Here is a 15056-nt window from a genome sequence, read left to right on the forward strand (position 1 = left end):
AGGTTGCACGCTCGGAGTATGAAGGTTGTCGAGGTGACGAGGTTCGGCGGTCCCGAGGTGCTCCAGGCCGGGTCGGCTCCCGACCCGGTCGCCGGCCCGGGGCAGCTGGTGGTCGGTGTGGCGGTCGCGGACGTCATGTCGCTCGACGCGCAGTTGCGGGCGGGCTGGGGGCAAGAGTGGTTCCCGTCCCGGCCGCCGTTCGTGCCAGGTACTGGCGTGGCGGGGCACGTGCTGTCCGTGGGCGAGGGCGTCGACGCGTCCTGGGTGGGGCGGCGGGTGGCCGCCCTGTTGCCGGGCGGCGGGTACGCCGAGCGGGCGGTGGCCGACGCCGCCACCGTGGTCGCCGTCCCTGACCGGTTGAGCCTGCGGCAGGCCGCCGCGCTGGTCCAGGTGGGCCCGGCGGCGCTCAGCCTGACGGACGCCGCCGAGCTGAAGCCGGGCGACCGCGTGCTGGTCCTCGGCGCGGGTGGCGCGCTCGGGCTGCCGCTGGTCGCGCTGGCGAACGCCGCGGGCGCGCACGTCACGGCCGCCGCGCGCGGCACGTCCAAGCGGGAGGCCGCCGTCCGGTTCGGCGCGGTGGAGACCGTCGACTACGGCGAGCTTGCCGGGATCGGCGCCGGGCCGGCCTGGCCTGGCGGGTACGACGTGGTGTTCGACGGTGTCGGCGGCCAGGTCGGGACGGCGGCGTTCCGGCTCGTCGCCCGCGGTGGGGCGTTCTTCGCCTACGGCGTGCCCAGCGGTTCGACCGCGGCGGTCGACCCCGGGGAGGCGGAGCGGCGCGGGGTGCGGCTGGTCGGCATGGAGCAGGTCCAGTTCGCCCCGGACGAGTTCAGGGAGCTGGCGGAGCGGACGCTGGCCGAGGCGGCGGCGGGCAGGCTCGCCACGGTCGTCGGGCTGGCCGTGCCGCTGGAGCGGGCCCGGGAGGCGCACGCCGCGCTGGAGAGCCGGGAGCTGGTCGGCAAGGCGGTGCTGCTGGTGACGTCCAGGGCCGTGCGGTACAGCCGGCACGGCGGGTCCGACGTGCTCGGCGTCGACGAGGTCGCGATCCCCGAGCCGGGCCCCGGCCAGGTGCGGGTCGTGGTCCGCGCGGCGGGCGTCAACCCGATCGACTGGAAGATCCGCCGCGGGTTCGTCGGCGGCGCGGTGACGGAGCCGACCGGCACCGGGATGGAGGTCGCGGGCACGATCGACGCGCTCGGGCCGGGGGTCGAGGGCTGGCGGACGGGGCAGCCGGTGTTCGGCCGCGTCCCGGCAGGGGCCGCGGCCGACCATGTCCTGGCCGACCCGCGTGAGCTGCTGCCCAAGCCCGACGGGCTGCCGTACGCGCAGGCCGCCGCGCTGCCGGTGGCGGTCGAGACCGCGCATCGGGTGCTGCGGCAGCTCGTCCTGCGACCCGGCCAGACGCTGCTGATCCACGCCGTGGCCGGCGGCGTCGGGCTGGTGGCCGCGCAGCTGGCGATCGCCAGGGGCGCCCGGGTGGTGGGGACGGCCAGCGAGCGGCACCACGCGTTCCTGCGCGGGCTCGGCGTGCTCCCCGTGACCTACGGCGAAGGGCTGGAGGAGCGGCTCCCCCGGCCGATCGACCTGGTGCTCGACGCCTCGGGCAGGGACGTGCTGGAGCTGTCGGTCCGCCTGACCGGCGACCCCGGCAAGGTGATCACCATCGCCGACTTCGCGGGCGCGGCCGAGCACGGGGTGCGCTTCTCGACCGGCTCCGATGGCCAGGCGATCGGCGAGGTCTTCGCCGACGTGCTGCCTCTCGTGGCGCGCGGAGCCGTGCGGATGCCGATCGCGCGGGAGTTCCCGCTGGAGCGGACGGCCGACGCGCACCGGCTCAGCGAGGACGGCCACCTCCTGGGCAAGATCGTGCTCATCACGGAACCGTCCCTTCCGCGATAGCGGGCAGACTGGGCGCATGCTGGAAACCTCGGCCCGCCTGCTGAAGCTGCTGTCGCTGCTGCAAGCGCACAAGGAGTGGTCGGGCCCCGAGCTGTCGGCGCGGCTCGGGGTGTCGACCAGGACGATCCGCAACGACGTGGAGCGGCTGCGCAGCCTCGGCTACCCGGTGCACGCCACGCCCGGCGTGGCAGGCGGTTACCGGCTGGGGGCGGGCGCGGCGCTGCCTCCCCTGCTGCTCGACGACGAGGAGGCCGTCGCGGTGGCGGTCGGGCTCGGCAGGGCGGCGGGTGGCGGCGTCGAGGGGATCGAGGAGACCTCGGTGCGGGCGCTGGCCAAGCTGGAGCAGGTGCTGCCGTCCCGGCTGCGGCGCCGGGTCAACGCGCTGAACGCGTACACGGTGCAGATCCCTGGGCAGGTCCCCGGCAGCGCGCCTTCGGTGCCGCCCGAGGTCCTGACGGCGATCGCGAACGCGGCCCGCGACCATGAGCGGCTGCGCTTCGACTACACCGGCCACGACGGCTCGGCGACCGTCAGGAACGTGGAGCCGTACCGGCTGGTCCACCGGCGCGGGCGCTGGTACCTGCTCGGCTACGACGTCGAGCGGCAGGACTGGCGGACGTTCCGGGTCGACAGGGTGCGGCCGCGCACGCCGACCGGGCCGCGCTTCCCCCCGCGCGACCTGCCCAACGGCGGGGACGTGGCCGCGTTCGTGGAGAAGGGCGTCAGCACCGCGATGTGGCGCCACCAGGCGACGGTGCTGCTGCACGCCCCCGCCGAGCGGATGCGCAGCCTGCCACTGGGCCTGGAGGTCGAGCCGGTCGACGACGCCACCTGCCTGCTGAGGCTGGGCGGCGACGACCTGGCGGGGATCGCCGTCTGGATCGGCTTCACCGGCGTGGACTTCGAGGTGCTCGACCCGCCCGAGCTGGCCGAGCACGTGCTGCGGCTGTCCGAGCGCTATCGCCGGGCGGCCGGCACACCTGAAGGGCGGGACGGCCGTCAGCGGCCCGGGGTGACCAGGCCCGACTCGTAGGCGAGCACCACCAGCTGGGCTCGGTCGCGGGCGCCCAGCTTGGTCATCGCCCTGCTCACGTGGGTCTTGGCGGTGAACGGGCTGACCACCATGTGGACGGCGATCTCGTCGTTGGACAGCCCGCGCCCGACCAGCGCCACGGCCTCGCGCTCGCGCTCGGTGAGCAGGCCGAGCTCGCCTGGCGGCAGGGTGAGCGGCGGCCGGGAGACGAACTCGCCGATCAGCCTGCGGGTGATGTCGGGCGAGAGCAGGGCGTCGCCGCGGGCCGCGACCCTGATCCCGTGCAGCAGGTCGGCGGGGTCGGTGTCCTTGAGCAGGAACCCGCCGGCCCCGGCCTGCAGCGCGTCGAAGACGTACTCGTCCAGGCCGTAGTTGGTGAGGATCACCACGTGCACGTCCGACAGGCGCGGGTCGGCGGCGATCCGCCTGGTGGCCTCGATACCGTCCATGACGGGCATCTGGATGTCGAGCAGCACCACGTCGGGCAGGTGCTCGACGGCGAGCGCGACGGCCTGCCGCCCGTCGCCCGCCTCGCCGACCACCTCGATGCTCTCCTCCGCCTCGATGAGCGCCTTGAAGCCGGCCCTGATCAGCGCCTGGTCGTCGGCGAGCAGCACCCTGATCATGAGACACGCACCGGCAGGTCGGCGCGGACGGAGAAGCCGCCCTCCGGCCTCGGCCCGGTCACCAGCTCGCCACCGAGCGCGGCGACCCGCTCGCGCATGCCGGTGAGCCCGACGCCCGGCGGCTCCGCCGAGACGCCACCCCGCCCGTCGTCGTCGACCTGGACGACCAGGCCGTGGGCGGCGTAGCCGACGAGCACGGTGGCGGAGGCGGGGCCCGCGTGGCGGGTGACGTTCGTCAGCGCCTCCTGGACGATGCGGTAGGCCGCCTGCTCCACCTCGCCCGGCAGCGTCCTCGGCCGTCCATCGATCTTGAGCGTGGTCGGCTGTCCGGCGGCGCACGCCCGGTCCACCAGGTCGGGCAGCCGGTCGAGGATACCGGTCGGCGGGTCGGCGTCGTCGCGTAGCACCTCCAGCGTGGCCCGCAACTCGCGCATGGCCTCGCTGCCCGCCTCCTGGATGGCGAGCAGCGCGGGCGGCGGCTCCTCGCCGCGTTTGCGCGCGAGGTGGACGGCCACGCCCGCCTGAACCTTGATGATCGAGATGCTGTGGGTGAGCGAGTCGTGCAGCTCCCTGGCGATGCGCAGCCGCTCCTCCCCCGCCCGGCGCAGCGCCGCCTCCTCGCGGGTCCGCTCGGCCTCGGCGGCGCGCTGCTCGATCTGCTGGAAGACCGCGGCCATCACGGCCGAGGCGACGAACCAGCCGGCGATGGCGAACGCGCCCTTGACGGCGGTCACGAGCGGCTGCCCGTTGAGCAGGCCGGCGCCGACCATGCCCGCTTCGAGCACCGCCGTGGCGATCAGCGCGAAGGGGTTGTGGCCGCTCTTGACCACGCTGAAGATCGTGATCAGTGCGGGCAGCCCGGCGAGCAGCTCGGGGCCGTCCAGCAGCACGTAGCCGAGCGCGCAGGCCGTGGTGATCACCAGGACCGTCCTGGGCGCCCGCCGGTGCGCGTACAGGACGAGGGCGGAGGCGACGAGCAGCAGGTAGCCGAGCGGCCCCGTGCCGGTGAGCGCGGCGTTGCCCGTCACCACGGCCGCCACGCCCACCACCAGCACCACGTCGGGCATATGAGGTCTCGCCATGTCCGCACCTTACGGCGAAACCGGACAGAAATCGTCGTTCCGGAGTGCTACTCCCGGCGCAGTAGCGCCTGGCCGCCGTACTGCGTCCGGCTGCATCCGCGCGCACGACGACCGCGCCCTGGTCGCCGGGCCAACATCGGTACCAGCGAGCCGAGGTGCCCAAGGGGCCGAGAAGCCAAAGGGCCGAGATGCGAAAGGAGCCGAGATGACGTATCGAGCGTTGCGGGCCGCCGGTTTCCAGGGGCGGATCCACCTGCCCGGCGAGGAGAGGTACGAGCTGGAGCGGCTGCCGTGGAACCGGGCGTTCGCCCCCCGCCCCGACGTGGTCGCCGAGGCGACGGGGCCGGAGGACGTGCGGGCGGCCGTGGAGGTGGCCAGCACCCGGGAGTTGCCGGTGTCGGTGCAGTCGACGGGGCATGGCACGGTGTCGTCCGCGGAGGGCGGGCTGATGCTGCGCACCTCGGGGATGGCGCGGGTGGCGGTGGATCCGTCCTGGAGGACGGCGACCGCGGGGCCGGGGGCGCTGTGGTCGGACGTGATCGCCGCCGCCGCGCCGTACGGGCTGGCGCCGCTGTCGGGCACGCCGTGGGTGGGCGTCACGGGGTACACGCTGGGCGGGGGCGCCGGCTGGCTGTCGCGCGCGTACGGCCTGGCCGCCGACAGCGTGGTGCGGGCGGACGTCGTCACCGCGGACGGCGAGCCGCTGACCATCGGCCCGGACGAGCACCCGGACCTGTTCTGGGCGCTGCGCGGCGGCGGCGGCAACTTCGCCGTGGTGACGGCCCTGACGTTCCGCCTATACCCGGTCGAACGGGTCTACGCGGGCATGACCCTGCACCCCGTGGAGCGGGCGGCCGACACGCTGGCCGCCTACCGCGCGTGGGCGCCGGACGAGCCGGACGAGTCGAACACGGCGGTGCTGGTGATGCGGCTGCCCGACGGCGGCCGGGCGCTCGGCGTCAGGGCCGTCTGCCTGGCCTCCGCCGAGAAGGCGCGGCGGCTGCTCGCTCCGCTGCTGGACGCGGCGGGCGAGCCGGTCGGCGGCGGCATGGCCGAGCTCTCCTTCGAGGAGGCGGGCACCGCCATCGCCGGGCCGCCGAGCCCGCCGATGGCTGTCAGCCAGCACTTCGACCTGGTCGAGGACCTGCCCGACGACCTGGTCGGCACGCTGCTCGGCTCGGGGGCGCGGGCGGTCGAGGTGCGGCACTGGGGCGGCGCGATGGCCAGGCCCGGCGCCGACGCGGGGCCCGCCGGCCACCGGGACGTGCCGTTCTCCGTCATCACCATGGGCGAGCGGGTGGACCTCAAGGGGCACGCCACCGGGGGCACGTTCCTGAACTTCCTGACCGACCCGTCCAGGACCGCCTCCGCGTACACGGCCGAGGACCACGCCCGGCTGGCGCAGGTGAAGAAGACCTGGGACCCCGACCGCGTGCTGCGTCCCGGCCACGCCATCCTGCCGGGCTGAGAGCCCCGCGATCAGCGGACGGTCAGCGCCTGGTCAGCGGGCCCGGCGGCGCGCGGTACACCGACGAGCCGGTCTTCACAGCGCGTCGAGGTACTCCTGCCTGACCTTGGCGCGTGACAGCTTGCCCGTGGGGGTGCGGGGCAGTTGGTCGCGGTACTCGACCACCTTCGGGTGCTTGAACTTGGCGATCCGCGGCCCGCAGTGTTCGAGCAGCTCGGACGTGAGCTCGGGGCCCGGCGTGACGCCTTCGGCCGGTTGCACCAGGGCGACCACGTTGTGGCCCCACTCCGGGTCGGGCACCCCGATGACGGCCACGTCCGCGACCGCCGGATGCTCCAGCAGGGCGGCCTCGATCTCGGCGGGGTAGATGTTCACCCCGCCGGAGACGATCAGGTCCGTGCGGCGGTCGCAGAGGAACAGGAAGCCGTCCTTGTCGAGGTAGCCGATGTCGCCGGGGGCGTACCAGTCGCCGCGCATGCTGGCCGCGGTCTTGGCCGGGTCCTTGCGGTACTCGAAGGTGCCCAGGCCCGACCTGATGTAGATCATGCCGGGCTCCCCCGGGGGCAGTTCCTCGCCGTCGTCGTCGAGGATCCGGACCTCGAACGAGGGCGCCGGCCTGCCCACGGTGCCCGGCCTGGCCAGCCAGTCGTGCGGCTTGACCGCGAACGCGATCGTCGACTCGGTGGAGCCGTAGTACTCGTACAGGACGGGCCCCCACCAGTCCATGATCCCCTGCTTGACCGCGACGGGGCAGGCGGCGCCGGTGTGGATGACCTGGCGCAGGCTCGACACGTCGTACCCGGCCCTGACCTCGCCGGGCAGTTGCAGCATCCGGTGGAACATGGTCGGCACCATCATCGCGTTGGTCACCTGGTACCGCTCGATCAGCTCCAGGACGGCGACCGGCTCGAACCGGGGCGCGATCACCACGGTGTGGCCCAGGTGCAGGGCGAACTGGGTGTGCGCGCACGGCGCCGAGTGGTACATGGGCGAGGTCACCAGGTGCACGCCGTCGCCCGGCCTGAGGTCGACGACCTCGCCGAGGAACCACGTGTACAGCGGCGTGAGCGCCTCCGGCTCGGCGTCGGAGAGCGGGCGTTGCACCCCCTTGGGGAAGCCGGTGGTTCCGGAGGTGTACCACATGACGGCTCCGGCGGACCGCTCGCCCGGCGGGCCGGTCGGCTGGCCCTCGGCGAGCCCGCCGATGCCGGTCTCGGCGCCCGGCACGGCCTGTTCCGGGCCCGCGACCACGATCCTGGCGTCGCAGTCGCCCAGGATGTAGGCGATCTCGGAGTCGGTGAGATGCCAGTTGATCGGGACGTAGTACAGGCCGATCTGGCCGGTGGCCATCAGCATGACGACCGCGTCGAGCCCGTTGCGCAGCACGCCCGCCACGACGTCGCCGCGGCGCAGGCCGCGTGCCCGCAGGCCGTGGGAGACCTGGTTGACCGTGGCGAGCAGCTCGCCGTAGCTGACGACCGAGCCGTCGGGGCCGACGACCGCGCGGCGGCCGGGGTCGGCCTGGGCGATCGCGTAGAAGCCCGGGAGGTCGGCGATATCGGTCGCGGGGTCCATCACAGCTCCAGCAGGTCGGCCAGGCGGGCGCGGTGCGCGCGCGGCGGGCCGAGCAGCACCTCGTCGGCCTTGGCCCGCTTGTAGTAGAGATGCGCGTCGTGCTCCCAGGTGAAACCGACGCCGCCGTGCAGCAGCAGGTGGTCGCGGGCGACCTCGAAGCAGGCCCGTCCGACGTACGCCTGGGCCAGCGCGGCGGCCTCGGGCAGGTCCGCCGGTGACTCGTCGGCCGCCCAGGCGGCGAACCTGACGATCGACTCGGCCTGTTCGAGCTTGCAGTGCATGTCGGCGAGCCGGTGCTTGACCCCCTGGTAGGAGCCGATGAACCGGCCGAAGGCCACGCGGATCTTGGCGTAGCCGACGACGGAGTCGAGGGCGGCCCGCAGCACGCCGAGCTGCTCGGCGGCCAGCGCGACGGCCCGCAGATCGCGCGCCCTGGCCAGCGCCGCGGTGTCGGTGCTGAGCACCCGGCCGCGGGCCGCGTCGAGGACGACCCTGGCCTGCCGCCGGGTGAGGTCGAGCGTGAGGCGCGGCTCTCGGGTGGCGGCCTCGGCGTCGACGGCGACCAGCGCGTCACCGGTGTCGACGAGGAGCACGTCGGCGTCGAGGCCGTTGAGCACCTGCCCGGCGGTGCCGTTGAGCACCTCGCCGTCGCGGCTGACGCCCTCGACGAGGGTGGCGGTCAGGCGGCCCTCGGCCAGGGCGGGGAGCAGTTTCTCGTCGGGCGCCTGGGTGAGCGTGATCACGGCGAACACACCGGCGAGGAACGGGCCGGGCAGCAGGGCGGCGCCGGTCTCCTCCAGGACGACGGCCAGCTCGGCGAAGCCCGCGCCCGCCCCGCCGTACTGCTCCGGCACGATCAGGCCGGACAGGCCCAGCTCGCCGTTGAGCCGGGCGTAGACGTCGCGGTCGTAGCCGTCGGGCGACTCCATCGCGCGGCGGACCTCACCCGGCGGCGAGGCCGCGCTCAGGAACGCGCGGACGGCCTCGCGCAACTGCCGCTGCTCCTGGCTGAGTACCAGCTTCACCCCTGCGTCCCCACCTTCAGGTCCTTGAACGGCACGGTCTTGTCCACCCGCGGCTCGGGCGGCAGGTTCAGCACGCGGTCGCCGATGATGTTGCGCATGATCTCGTTGGTGCCGCCGCCCAGCGCCATCGCGGGGGCCAGCGAGATCGCGTGCGCGAGCGGGCTGTCGCCGACGACGGAGGCCGGGCCGACCAGCCTGGTGGCGAGGTCGGCCCGGAACAGGGTCAGCTCGGCGAGCAGCAGCTTGGCGGCGCTGCCCCGGGCGCCGGGGAAGAGACCGGCCCTCGTCTCCTGGGCGAGGCGCTGGTTGAACAGGGCCAGCGCGCGCGAGCGGACGTGCAGCTCGACCAGCTCGTCCCTGACCAGCGGGTCGGTGGTGTCGACCGCCTGGCGCAGCGCTTCCAGGGAGGTCGGGTCGTCCTTCTGACCGCTCATGCCGACCCCGGCGGAGATCGACAGGCGCTCGTGCAGGAGGGTCGTGACGGCGACGCTCCAGCCGTCGTTGACGTCACCGACGCGGTGCTCGTCGGGGATCGGCACGTCGTCGAAGAAGATCTCGTTGAAGTGGGCCCGGCCGGTCATGTCCCTGAGCGGCCTGACTGTCACGCCGGGGTGGCGCATGTCCACCACGAACATGGTCAGGCCCCGGTGCTTGGGGACGTCCACGTCGGTGCGGGCGAGCAGCAGGCCCCAGTCGGCGTGCTGGGCGACCGACGTCCAGACCTTCTGGCCGTTGACGATCCAGCTGTCGCCGCGAGCTCCGCGAGCTTCGTCGCGCTCGGCCCTGGTCTGCAGGCCGGCCACGTCGCTGCCCGCGCCCGGCTCGGAGAAGAGCTGGCACCAGATCTCCTCGCCGCGCAGCAGCGGCCGGACGAAGCGCTCGCGCTGCTCGTCGCTGCCCCTGTCGACCAGCGTGGGACCGGTCATGCCCAGGCCGATCGAGAAGACGTAGGTGGGTAGCGCGAAGTCGCGGGCCTCGGCGGCGAACGCGCGCTCCTCCGCCTGGGTCAGGCCCTGGCCGCCCCACCGCTCCGGCCACGTGATGCCGGAGTAGCCGGCGTCGTAAAGCCTGGCCATGAAATCCTTGGCCTGGGCGATATCTGGGGAATCGTCCTTCGGGGCATTTTCGAGCAGCCAGTCCCTGGCGGCACGCCGATACTCGTCAAGGTTCACGTCGTCCCCTTCGCATCAGTGCTCACTTACTCTAACCAGCCCCACGCGACTGGCATAGAGCATCGTTCTCTCGACCTTTTGTCCCGATTTATCGCTGAATCTCCGTTAATTAGAGATGAAGCCACTTAGTGTGATCACCTGGCTACCAGGGGGGAGGCGTGGTTACACGGTTCGGCAGGTCCGTGCGCGCGCGGCTGACGTTGCTCGCGAGCGTCACCATGGCGCTGTTCTGCCTGCTGGCCAGCTCACTCCTGCTGTACGGCCTGCACAACACGGCCCTCGAATACCGCAAGAACGAGGTACTGGGCGTGGCCCTGCGCGTGGTTCACCAGGTCAAGCGCGGCACCCTTCCCGCGGTGGTCCCCACCGACCTCGACGGCATCCAGGTGGTCGACACCGCCGGGCGTGTCACGGCGTCCAGCGCGAACCTCGTCGGCCAGCCACGCCTGACCACCTTCGTGCCGGACCCCGACGAGGTCAACAAGACCCAGATCATGTGCGGCCTGCCCGTGCTCCCCGGGCGGTGCGAGATCGCGGTCGTCTTCCGGGTCTACGAGAAGGAAGGCGAGTACCTCATCTACGCCTTCGTCGACACGGTGCCCTGGTACGTCACCCCCGCCGTCCTCGCGTCCGTGGCGGGCGCGTCGGCGGGGCTCGTGGCGCTCGCCTGGTTCGGCACGTCGCGCGTGGTGGCGGGGGCGCTGGCCCCGGTCGACCGCATCAGGGACCAGCTAGCCGAGATCACCGCCACCGCCGACCTCCGTCATCGCGTGCCCGCCCCTCGCAACGTCGACGAGATCCGCGTGCTGGCGCGGTCGGTGAACCAGACGCTCGACCGGCTGGAGGCCGTGGTCGAGGACCACCGTAGGTTCGCCTCGGACGCCTCGCACGACCTGCGCAGCCCGATCACCGCGATGCGGGCCCAGGTCGAGGAGGCCCTGCTGCACCCGGAGGACGCCGACTGGGAGCACACCGGACAGGCGCTCCTGGCCAGCCTCGACCGGCTCCAGGCCATCGTCGCCGACCTGCTGACGCTCGCCAGGCTCGACGCAGGCGAACCCGGTGTGTGCGAGGACGTCGGCCTGTCGGAGCTGGTCACCGAAGAGGCGGCCAGGCCGCGCTCGAAGCAGGTCGTCAGGACGCTGCAGCCGGGGGTGGTCGTCCGCGGCGACCGGCTGCGCCTGGCCAGGCTGCTGACGAACCTGCTCGACAACGCCGAGCGGCACGCCGAGTCCACCATCATCGTGTCCCTCAGGCGGCACGACGACCAGGCCGTCGTGGAGGTCCTGGACGACGGCGGCGGCATCGCCCCCGACCAGCGCGAGTACGTCTTCCAGCGGTTCGCCCGCCTGGATGCCTCCCGCAACCGCGACGCGGGCGGCACCGGCCTCGGCCTGCCCATCGCCCGCGACATCGCACTGGCCCACGGCGGCACGCTCGCCCTCGAGGACTCCGACAGCGGCGCCAGGTTCGTGCTGCGCCTGCCGACCGAGGAGGGCTGAGGCGTGTTCACCCGGTGGTCCGTGCGGCGCAGGCTCACGATGACGGCCCTGATGTACACGCTGGGCGGCTACCTCCTGACCGCGCTCCTGGTCACACCGCTCGTTCACGCGCTGCTCACCGAGCACGCGATCCAGGAGGCGGCCGCGGCCGCGCACCGCGTCTCGATCAGCATCGAGCGAACCGCCCCCGACAACCTCCGGCCCCTGGTCTCCACCGAGAACGTCGATCTCATCCAGGTGGTCGACGAGCACGCCGTGATCCGCCAGAGCAGCATCCGGCTGGCGGGCAAGCCGCCCCTCACCGGGATCCGGCCCTCCGACGACGGGCTGCGCGTCGACGCCACCTTCTGCACCGACCAGGTGCCGGGCGAGCGCTGCCTGGTCACCGTCGGCGACCGGATCCCGGTCGGGACGTCGTCCTGGATGGTCTACGCCTACATCAGCGCCATCCCCTGGTACATCGGTCCGCTGTACGTGGGCGGCGTGCTGCTCGGCGTGGTGGCGCTCTCCTCGATCACGGCCGCCGTGGCCTCGCGCACCGTGACGAAGGCGCTGGCGCCGGTGGCGGCCATCAAGACCGAGCTGGCCGAGATCACCGCCACGGACCTGGGCCGCCGCGTGCCGCCGTCCCCGCACGAGGACGAGCTGGACCGCCTCGCCAGGACCGTCAACCAGACCCTGGACCGCCTGGAGTCGGCGGTCGAGCAGCAGCGCAGGTTCGCGTCCGACGCCTCGCACGACCTGCGCAGCCCGATCACCGCGATGCGGGCCCAGGTCGAGGAGGCCCTGCTGCACCCGGAGGACGCCGACTGGGAGCACACCGGACAGGCGCTCCTGGCCAGCCTCGACCGGCTCCAGGCCATCGTCGTCGACCTGCTGACCCTGGCCAAACTGGACGCCGGAGTGCCGTCGTCGAGGGAGGCGGTGGACCTGGCCGCGCTCGTGGAGGAGGAGCTGTCCAGGCGCTCGCACACCAAGCTCGTGGAGCTGCGCTTGGGCGGGAAGGCGATGGTGACCGGCAACCGGCTCCAGCTCGCGCGCCTGCTGACGAACCTGCTCGACAACGCGGAACGGCACGCCGCGTCCAGGATCAGCGTGTCCGTGCGCGCCGTGGACGTCCAGGCCGTCGTGGAGGTCGTGGACGACGGCGGCGGCATCGCCCCCGACCAGCGCGAGACCGTCTTCGCGCGGTTCACCCGCCTGGACGCCTCCCGCAACGTCGACGCGGGCGGCACCGGCCTCGGCCTGCCCATCGCCCGCGACATCGCACTGGCCCACGGCGGCAACCTCACCATCGAGGACTCCGACCGCGGCGCCCGGTTTGTCCTCCAAATCCCTCTGCGCAGTAGTTAGAGTTGCCCGCTGTGACTCCAGGTTTCAGCCGATTAAGACGCGAGGACTTACTGAAGACGGCGTGCGAGGTGATCGCGGAGCGAGGGTTCGGGCACACCAGGACCCTCGACATCGCCAGGGCCGCGGGGGTGAGCCAGGCCCTGCTCTTCTACCACTTCGAGACCAAGGACCGGCTGTTCGAGCAGGCCTTCTCGTACGCGGCCAGACTCCATCTCAACGCGCTGAACCAGATAGAGAGGTCCGAGCGTCCGCCGAGGGAGCGACTGAAGCTGCTGCTCAAGCGCTGCTCGCCCACCACCGGCGCGGACGGCTGGCGGCTGTGGATCGACGCCTGGGCGGAGTCGATGCGCAACACCGACCTGGAGGAGACCTCGCGGCGGCTGGACGTCCGGGGCAGGACGCTGCTGCGCGAGATCATCGAGGAGGGCGTGGCGTCGGGCGACTTCGTCTGCGCCGACCCCGACGGCGCGTCCTGGCGGATCTTCGCGCTCAGTGACGGGCTGGCGATCCAGTGGAACGTGCACGGCAGGCTGCTGTCACGCCGCCGCGTCGCGCAGCTGGTGCGGACGGCCGCCGCCGCGGAAGTGGGCCTGGACGTCGAGGATCTGTGAGCCGTCTCCCCTTCCCAGACTTATTGGATGCTTCGTACAATTAGCTGGCGAGGAGAGGAGCCCACGCGATGACACCCGCACCGAGCTCTACCGCCGCCAGGGAAAGCGACGAGAAGGTCGCGGACCGCCGCGCCTACCGGTCCGTCATCGAACGGCTGTCGAAGGCGTCGGTCGACAAGCACTGGGAGCCGTACCGGGACATCCCGTGGGATGACCCCGAGTTCCTCGTGGACCAGACCGACCCGCGCTGGGAGCTACCGGACGTCGACAAGCTGGGCGGCCACCCGTGGTACCGGTCCCGCCCGCCCGAGACACGGGCGCGGATCGGGCTGTGGCGGGTGGCCACCGCGATGAAGATCGGGCTGCAGTTCGAGAACCTGCTCAAGCGGGGGCTGCTGAACTACGCCTACCGGCTGCCGAACGGGTCGCCGGAGTTCCGCTACGTCTACCACGAGACCATCGAAGAGGGACATCACGGGATGATGTTCCAGGAGTTCGTCAACCGCACGAAGCTCCCGGTGCGCGGCATGCCGGGCCCGCTGTCGCTGATCGCGCAGGTCGCGCCGTGGATCCCGCTGATCTCGACCGAGCTGTTCTTCGTCTTCGTGCTCGGCGGCGAGGACCCGATCGACCACGTCCAGCGCAAGGTTCTCAAGGACGACAGGGAGCACCACCCGCTGGAAGAGACGATCATGCGCATCCACATCGCGGAGGAGGCCAGGCACATCTCCTTCGCCAGGCACTACCTGCGCAACCGGGTGCCGCGGATGCCCCGCCACCGGCGGCTCATGCTGGGCGTCGCCTCGCCCGTCGTGCTCGGCGTGATGGCCAGGATCATGCTGGCCCCGCCGGGGCCGATGATCAGGCGCTTCCGGATTCCCCCGAGCGTCGTGGCCGAGGTGTACCTGCGCAACCGGGCCGCCAAGCAGGAGATCCGCGACTCCGTCGCCAGGACCAGGGAGCTCTGCGTCGACATCGGCCTGATCAACCCGCTGACCCGGCGGATCTGGCGGGTCATGGGCATCTGGTCGGACCCCCGCCCGGCCCGCAGCCCAGGTCCATGACGCGGCTGCCGGGGCCGAGCGCGCGGACCAGGTGCTCGATCGCCTCTTCCCCGTGGTCCGGCCGGTACTTGGCGTCGTAGGAGGCCGCCCCGCCGAACAGGTCCGTCACGAGTGGGACCATAGACGGGTTTGGAAACGCTCGATGGAAGGCTTTGATCGGTGAGGCGGCTACTCACGGTCCTGCTGCTGGCCTGCGCCGCAGCCGGTATCGCCCAACCAGCGCTGGCGCACAACGTGCTGGTCGGCAGCGACCCGAAGGACGGGGCGACGCTGTCGTCGGTTCCCGAGCGGGTCACGCTGGTGTTCGACCAGACGGTACGCCAGGGGTACGCGCAGGTGGGCGTGACCGGCGCCGACGGCTCAGCGTGGGCCGACGGCGCGGCCTCGGTGGCGGCGGAGAAGGTGTCCGTCAAGGTCAAGCCGCTGCGTCCGGGCGGCTCGTACGTGGTGGGCTACCGCATCCTGTCGGCCGACGGCCACCCGGTGACCGGCAAGATCACCTTCACCCTGTCGGCCGACGCCCGCCCGTCCCAACCCGACGCCGCCACAAGCCCCACCAGCACCGCACCTCCTGCCGACCCGGCCGGCCCGGCCGCCACCGGGAACCCCGCCACCACAGCGAACCCTGCGCAGGAGGCGGGTCCGG

General features: G+C 72.7%; 14 protein-coding genes. 8 read left to right on the forward strand and 6 right to left on the reverse strand.

Annotated features, from left to right (window positions below):
* The first annotated feature begins 18 nt into the window (after nucleotides 1-18).
* Both ABZ297_RS21185 and ABZ297_RS21190 read left to right on the forward strand, forming a co-directional pair.
* A complete protein-coding gene (locus ABZ297_RS21185; protein ID WP_355348589.1) occupies nucleotides 19-1899 on the forward strand; it encodes a zinc-binding dehydrogenase in 1881 nt (626 codons plus the stop codon).
* Between the two features lie 16 nt (nucleotides 1900-1915).
* Nucleotides 1916-2932, forward strand: coding sequence for a YafY family protein (locus ABZ297_RS21190; RefSeq protein WP_355348592.1), 1017 nt, complete (start codon nucleotides 1916-1918; stop codon nucleotides 2930-2932).
* On the opposite strand, the gene ABZ297_RS21195 is transcribed toward ABZ297_RS21190, so the two are convergent.
* Together ABZ297_RS21195 and ABZ297_RS21200 are read right to left on the reverse strand one after the other, a co-directional pair.
* Nucleotides 2899-3558, reverse strand: coding sequence for a response regulator transcription factor (locus ABZ297_RS21195; protein WP_355348595.1), 660 nt, complete (start codon nucleotides 3556-3558; stop codon nucleotides 2899-2901). The two genes, ABZ297_RS21190 and ABZ297_RS21195, sit on opposite strands and share 34 nt — an antisense overlap.
* A complete protein-coding gene (locus tag ABZ297_RS21200) occupies nucleotides 3555-4640 on the reverse strand; it encodes a sensor histidine kinase (RefSeq protein WP_355348598.1) in 1086 nt (361 codons plus the stop codon). Before ABZ297_RS21200 ends, ABZ297_RS21195 begins: the two co-directional genes overlap by 4 nt.
* A 205-nt stretch (nucleotides 4641-4845) precedes the next feature.
* On the opposite strand from ABZ297_RS21200, the gene ABZ297_RS21205 reads away from it, so the two are divergent.
* Complete coding sequence (locus ABZ297_RS21205) at nucleotides 4846-6108, forward strand: FAD-binding oxidoreductase (RefSeq protein WP_355348601.1); 1263 nt, start codon at nucleotides 4846-4848, stop codon at nucleotides 6106-6108.
* A gap of 75 nt (nucleotides 6109-6183) precedes the next feature.
* Here ABZ297_RS21205 and ABZ297_RS21210 read toward each other — a convergent pair whose 3' ends face one another.
* From ABZ297_RS21210 to ABZ297_RS21220, 3 genes are read right to left on the reverse strand one after another with little or no spacing between them, the layout of a single operon-like run.
* Nucleotides 6184-7683 carry an AMP-binding protein gene (locus ABZ297_RS21210; protein WP_355348604.1) on the reverse strand — a complete coding sequence of 500 codons (1500 nt, stop codon included), beginning with the start codon at nucleotides 7681-7683 and terminating at the stop codon, nucleotides 6184-6186.
* Nucleotides 7683-8708, reverse strand: coding sequence for an acyl-CoA dehydrogenase family protein (locus ABZ297_RS21215; RefSeq protein WP_355348607.1), 1026 nt, complete (start codon nucleotides 8706-8708; stop codon nucleotides 7683-7685). The genes ABZ297_RS21210 and ABZ297_RS21215 overlap by 1 nt, the downstream gene beginning before the upstream one ends.
* A complete protein-coding gene (locus tag ABZ297_RS21220; RefSeq protein WP_355348610.1) occupies nucleotides 8705-9880 on the reverse strand; it encodes an acyl-CoA dehydrogenase family protein in 1176 nt (391 codons plus the stop codon). Before ABZ297_RS21220 ends, ABZ297_RS21215 begins: the two co-directional genes overlap by 4 nt.
* Before the next feature lie 158 nt (nucleotides 9881-10038).
* Here ABZ297_RS21220 and ABZ297_RS21225 point away from each other — a divergent pair, with 158 nt between their 5' ends.
* The 4 genes from ABZ297_RS21225 to ABZ297_RS21240 all read left to right on the forward strand — a co-directional run bounded on the left by ABZ297_RS21225 (nucleotide 10039) and on the right by ABZ297_RS21240 (nucleotide 14410).
* On the forward strand, nucleotides 10039-11382 hold the full coding sequence (locus ABZ297_RS21225; protein WP_355348612.1) for a HAMP domain-containing sensor histidine kinase: 1344 nt from the start codon (nucleotides 10039-10041) through the stop codon (nucleotides 11380-11382).
* Between the two features lie 3 nt (nucleotides 11383-11385).
* On the forward strand, nucleotides 11386-12735 hold the full coding sequence (locus ABZ297_RS21230) for an ATP-binding protein (protein ID WP_355348615.1): 1350 nt from the start codon (nucleotides 11386-11388) through the stop codon (nucleotides 12733-12735).
* An 11-nt stretch (nucleotides 12736-12746) separates the two neighbouring features.
* A complete protein-coding gene (locus ABZ297_RS21235; RefSeq protein ID WP_355348618.1) occupies nucleotides 12747-13346 on the forward strand; it encodes a TetR/AcrR family transcriptional regulator in 600 nt (199 codons plus the stop codon).
* A gap of 68 nt (nucleotides 13347-13414) precedes the next feature.
* Nucleotides 13415-14410: a diiron oxygenase gene (locus ABZ297_RS21240; RefSeq protein WP_355348621.1), complete on the forward strand. Its 996-nt coding sequence runs from the start codon at nucleotides 13415-13417 to the stop codon at nucleotides 14408-14410.
* On the opposite strand, the gene ABZ297_RS21245 is transcribed toward ABZ297_RS21240, so the two are convergent.
* Entirely contained in the window at nucleotides 14361-14519 is a 159-nt protein-coding gene (locus ABZ297_RS21245; protein ID WP_355348624.1) for a hypothetical protein, read from the reverse strand. The genes ABZ297_RS21240 and ABZ297_RS21245 overlap by 50 nt on opposite strands.
* Before the next feature lie 50 nt (nucleotides 14520-14569).
* Here ABZ297_RS21245 and ABZ297_RS21250 point away from each other — a divergent pair.
* Nucleotides 14570-15056 (forward strand): copper resistance CopC family protein (locus tag ABZ297_RS21250; RefSeq protein ID WP_355348627.1); only part of this gene is annotated, 487 nt, incomplete at its 3' end.

Source organism: Nonomuraea sp. NPDC005983 (genome assembly GCF_040614375.1).
Lineage (GTDB): Bacteria > Actinomycetota > Actinomycetes > Streptosporangiales > Streptosporangiaceae > Nonomuraea.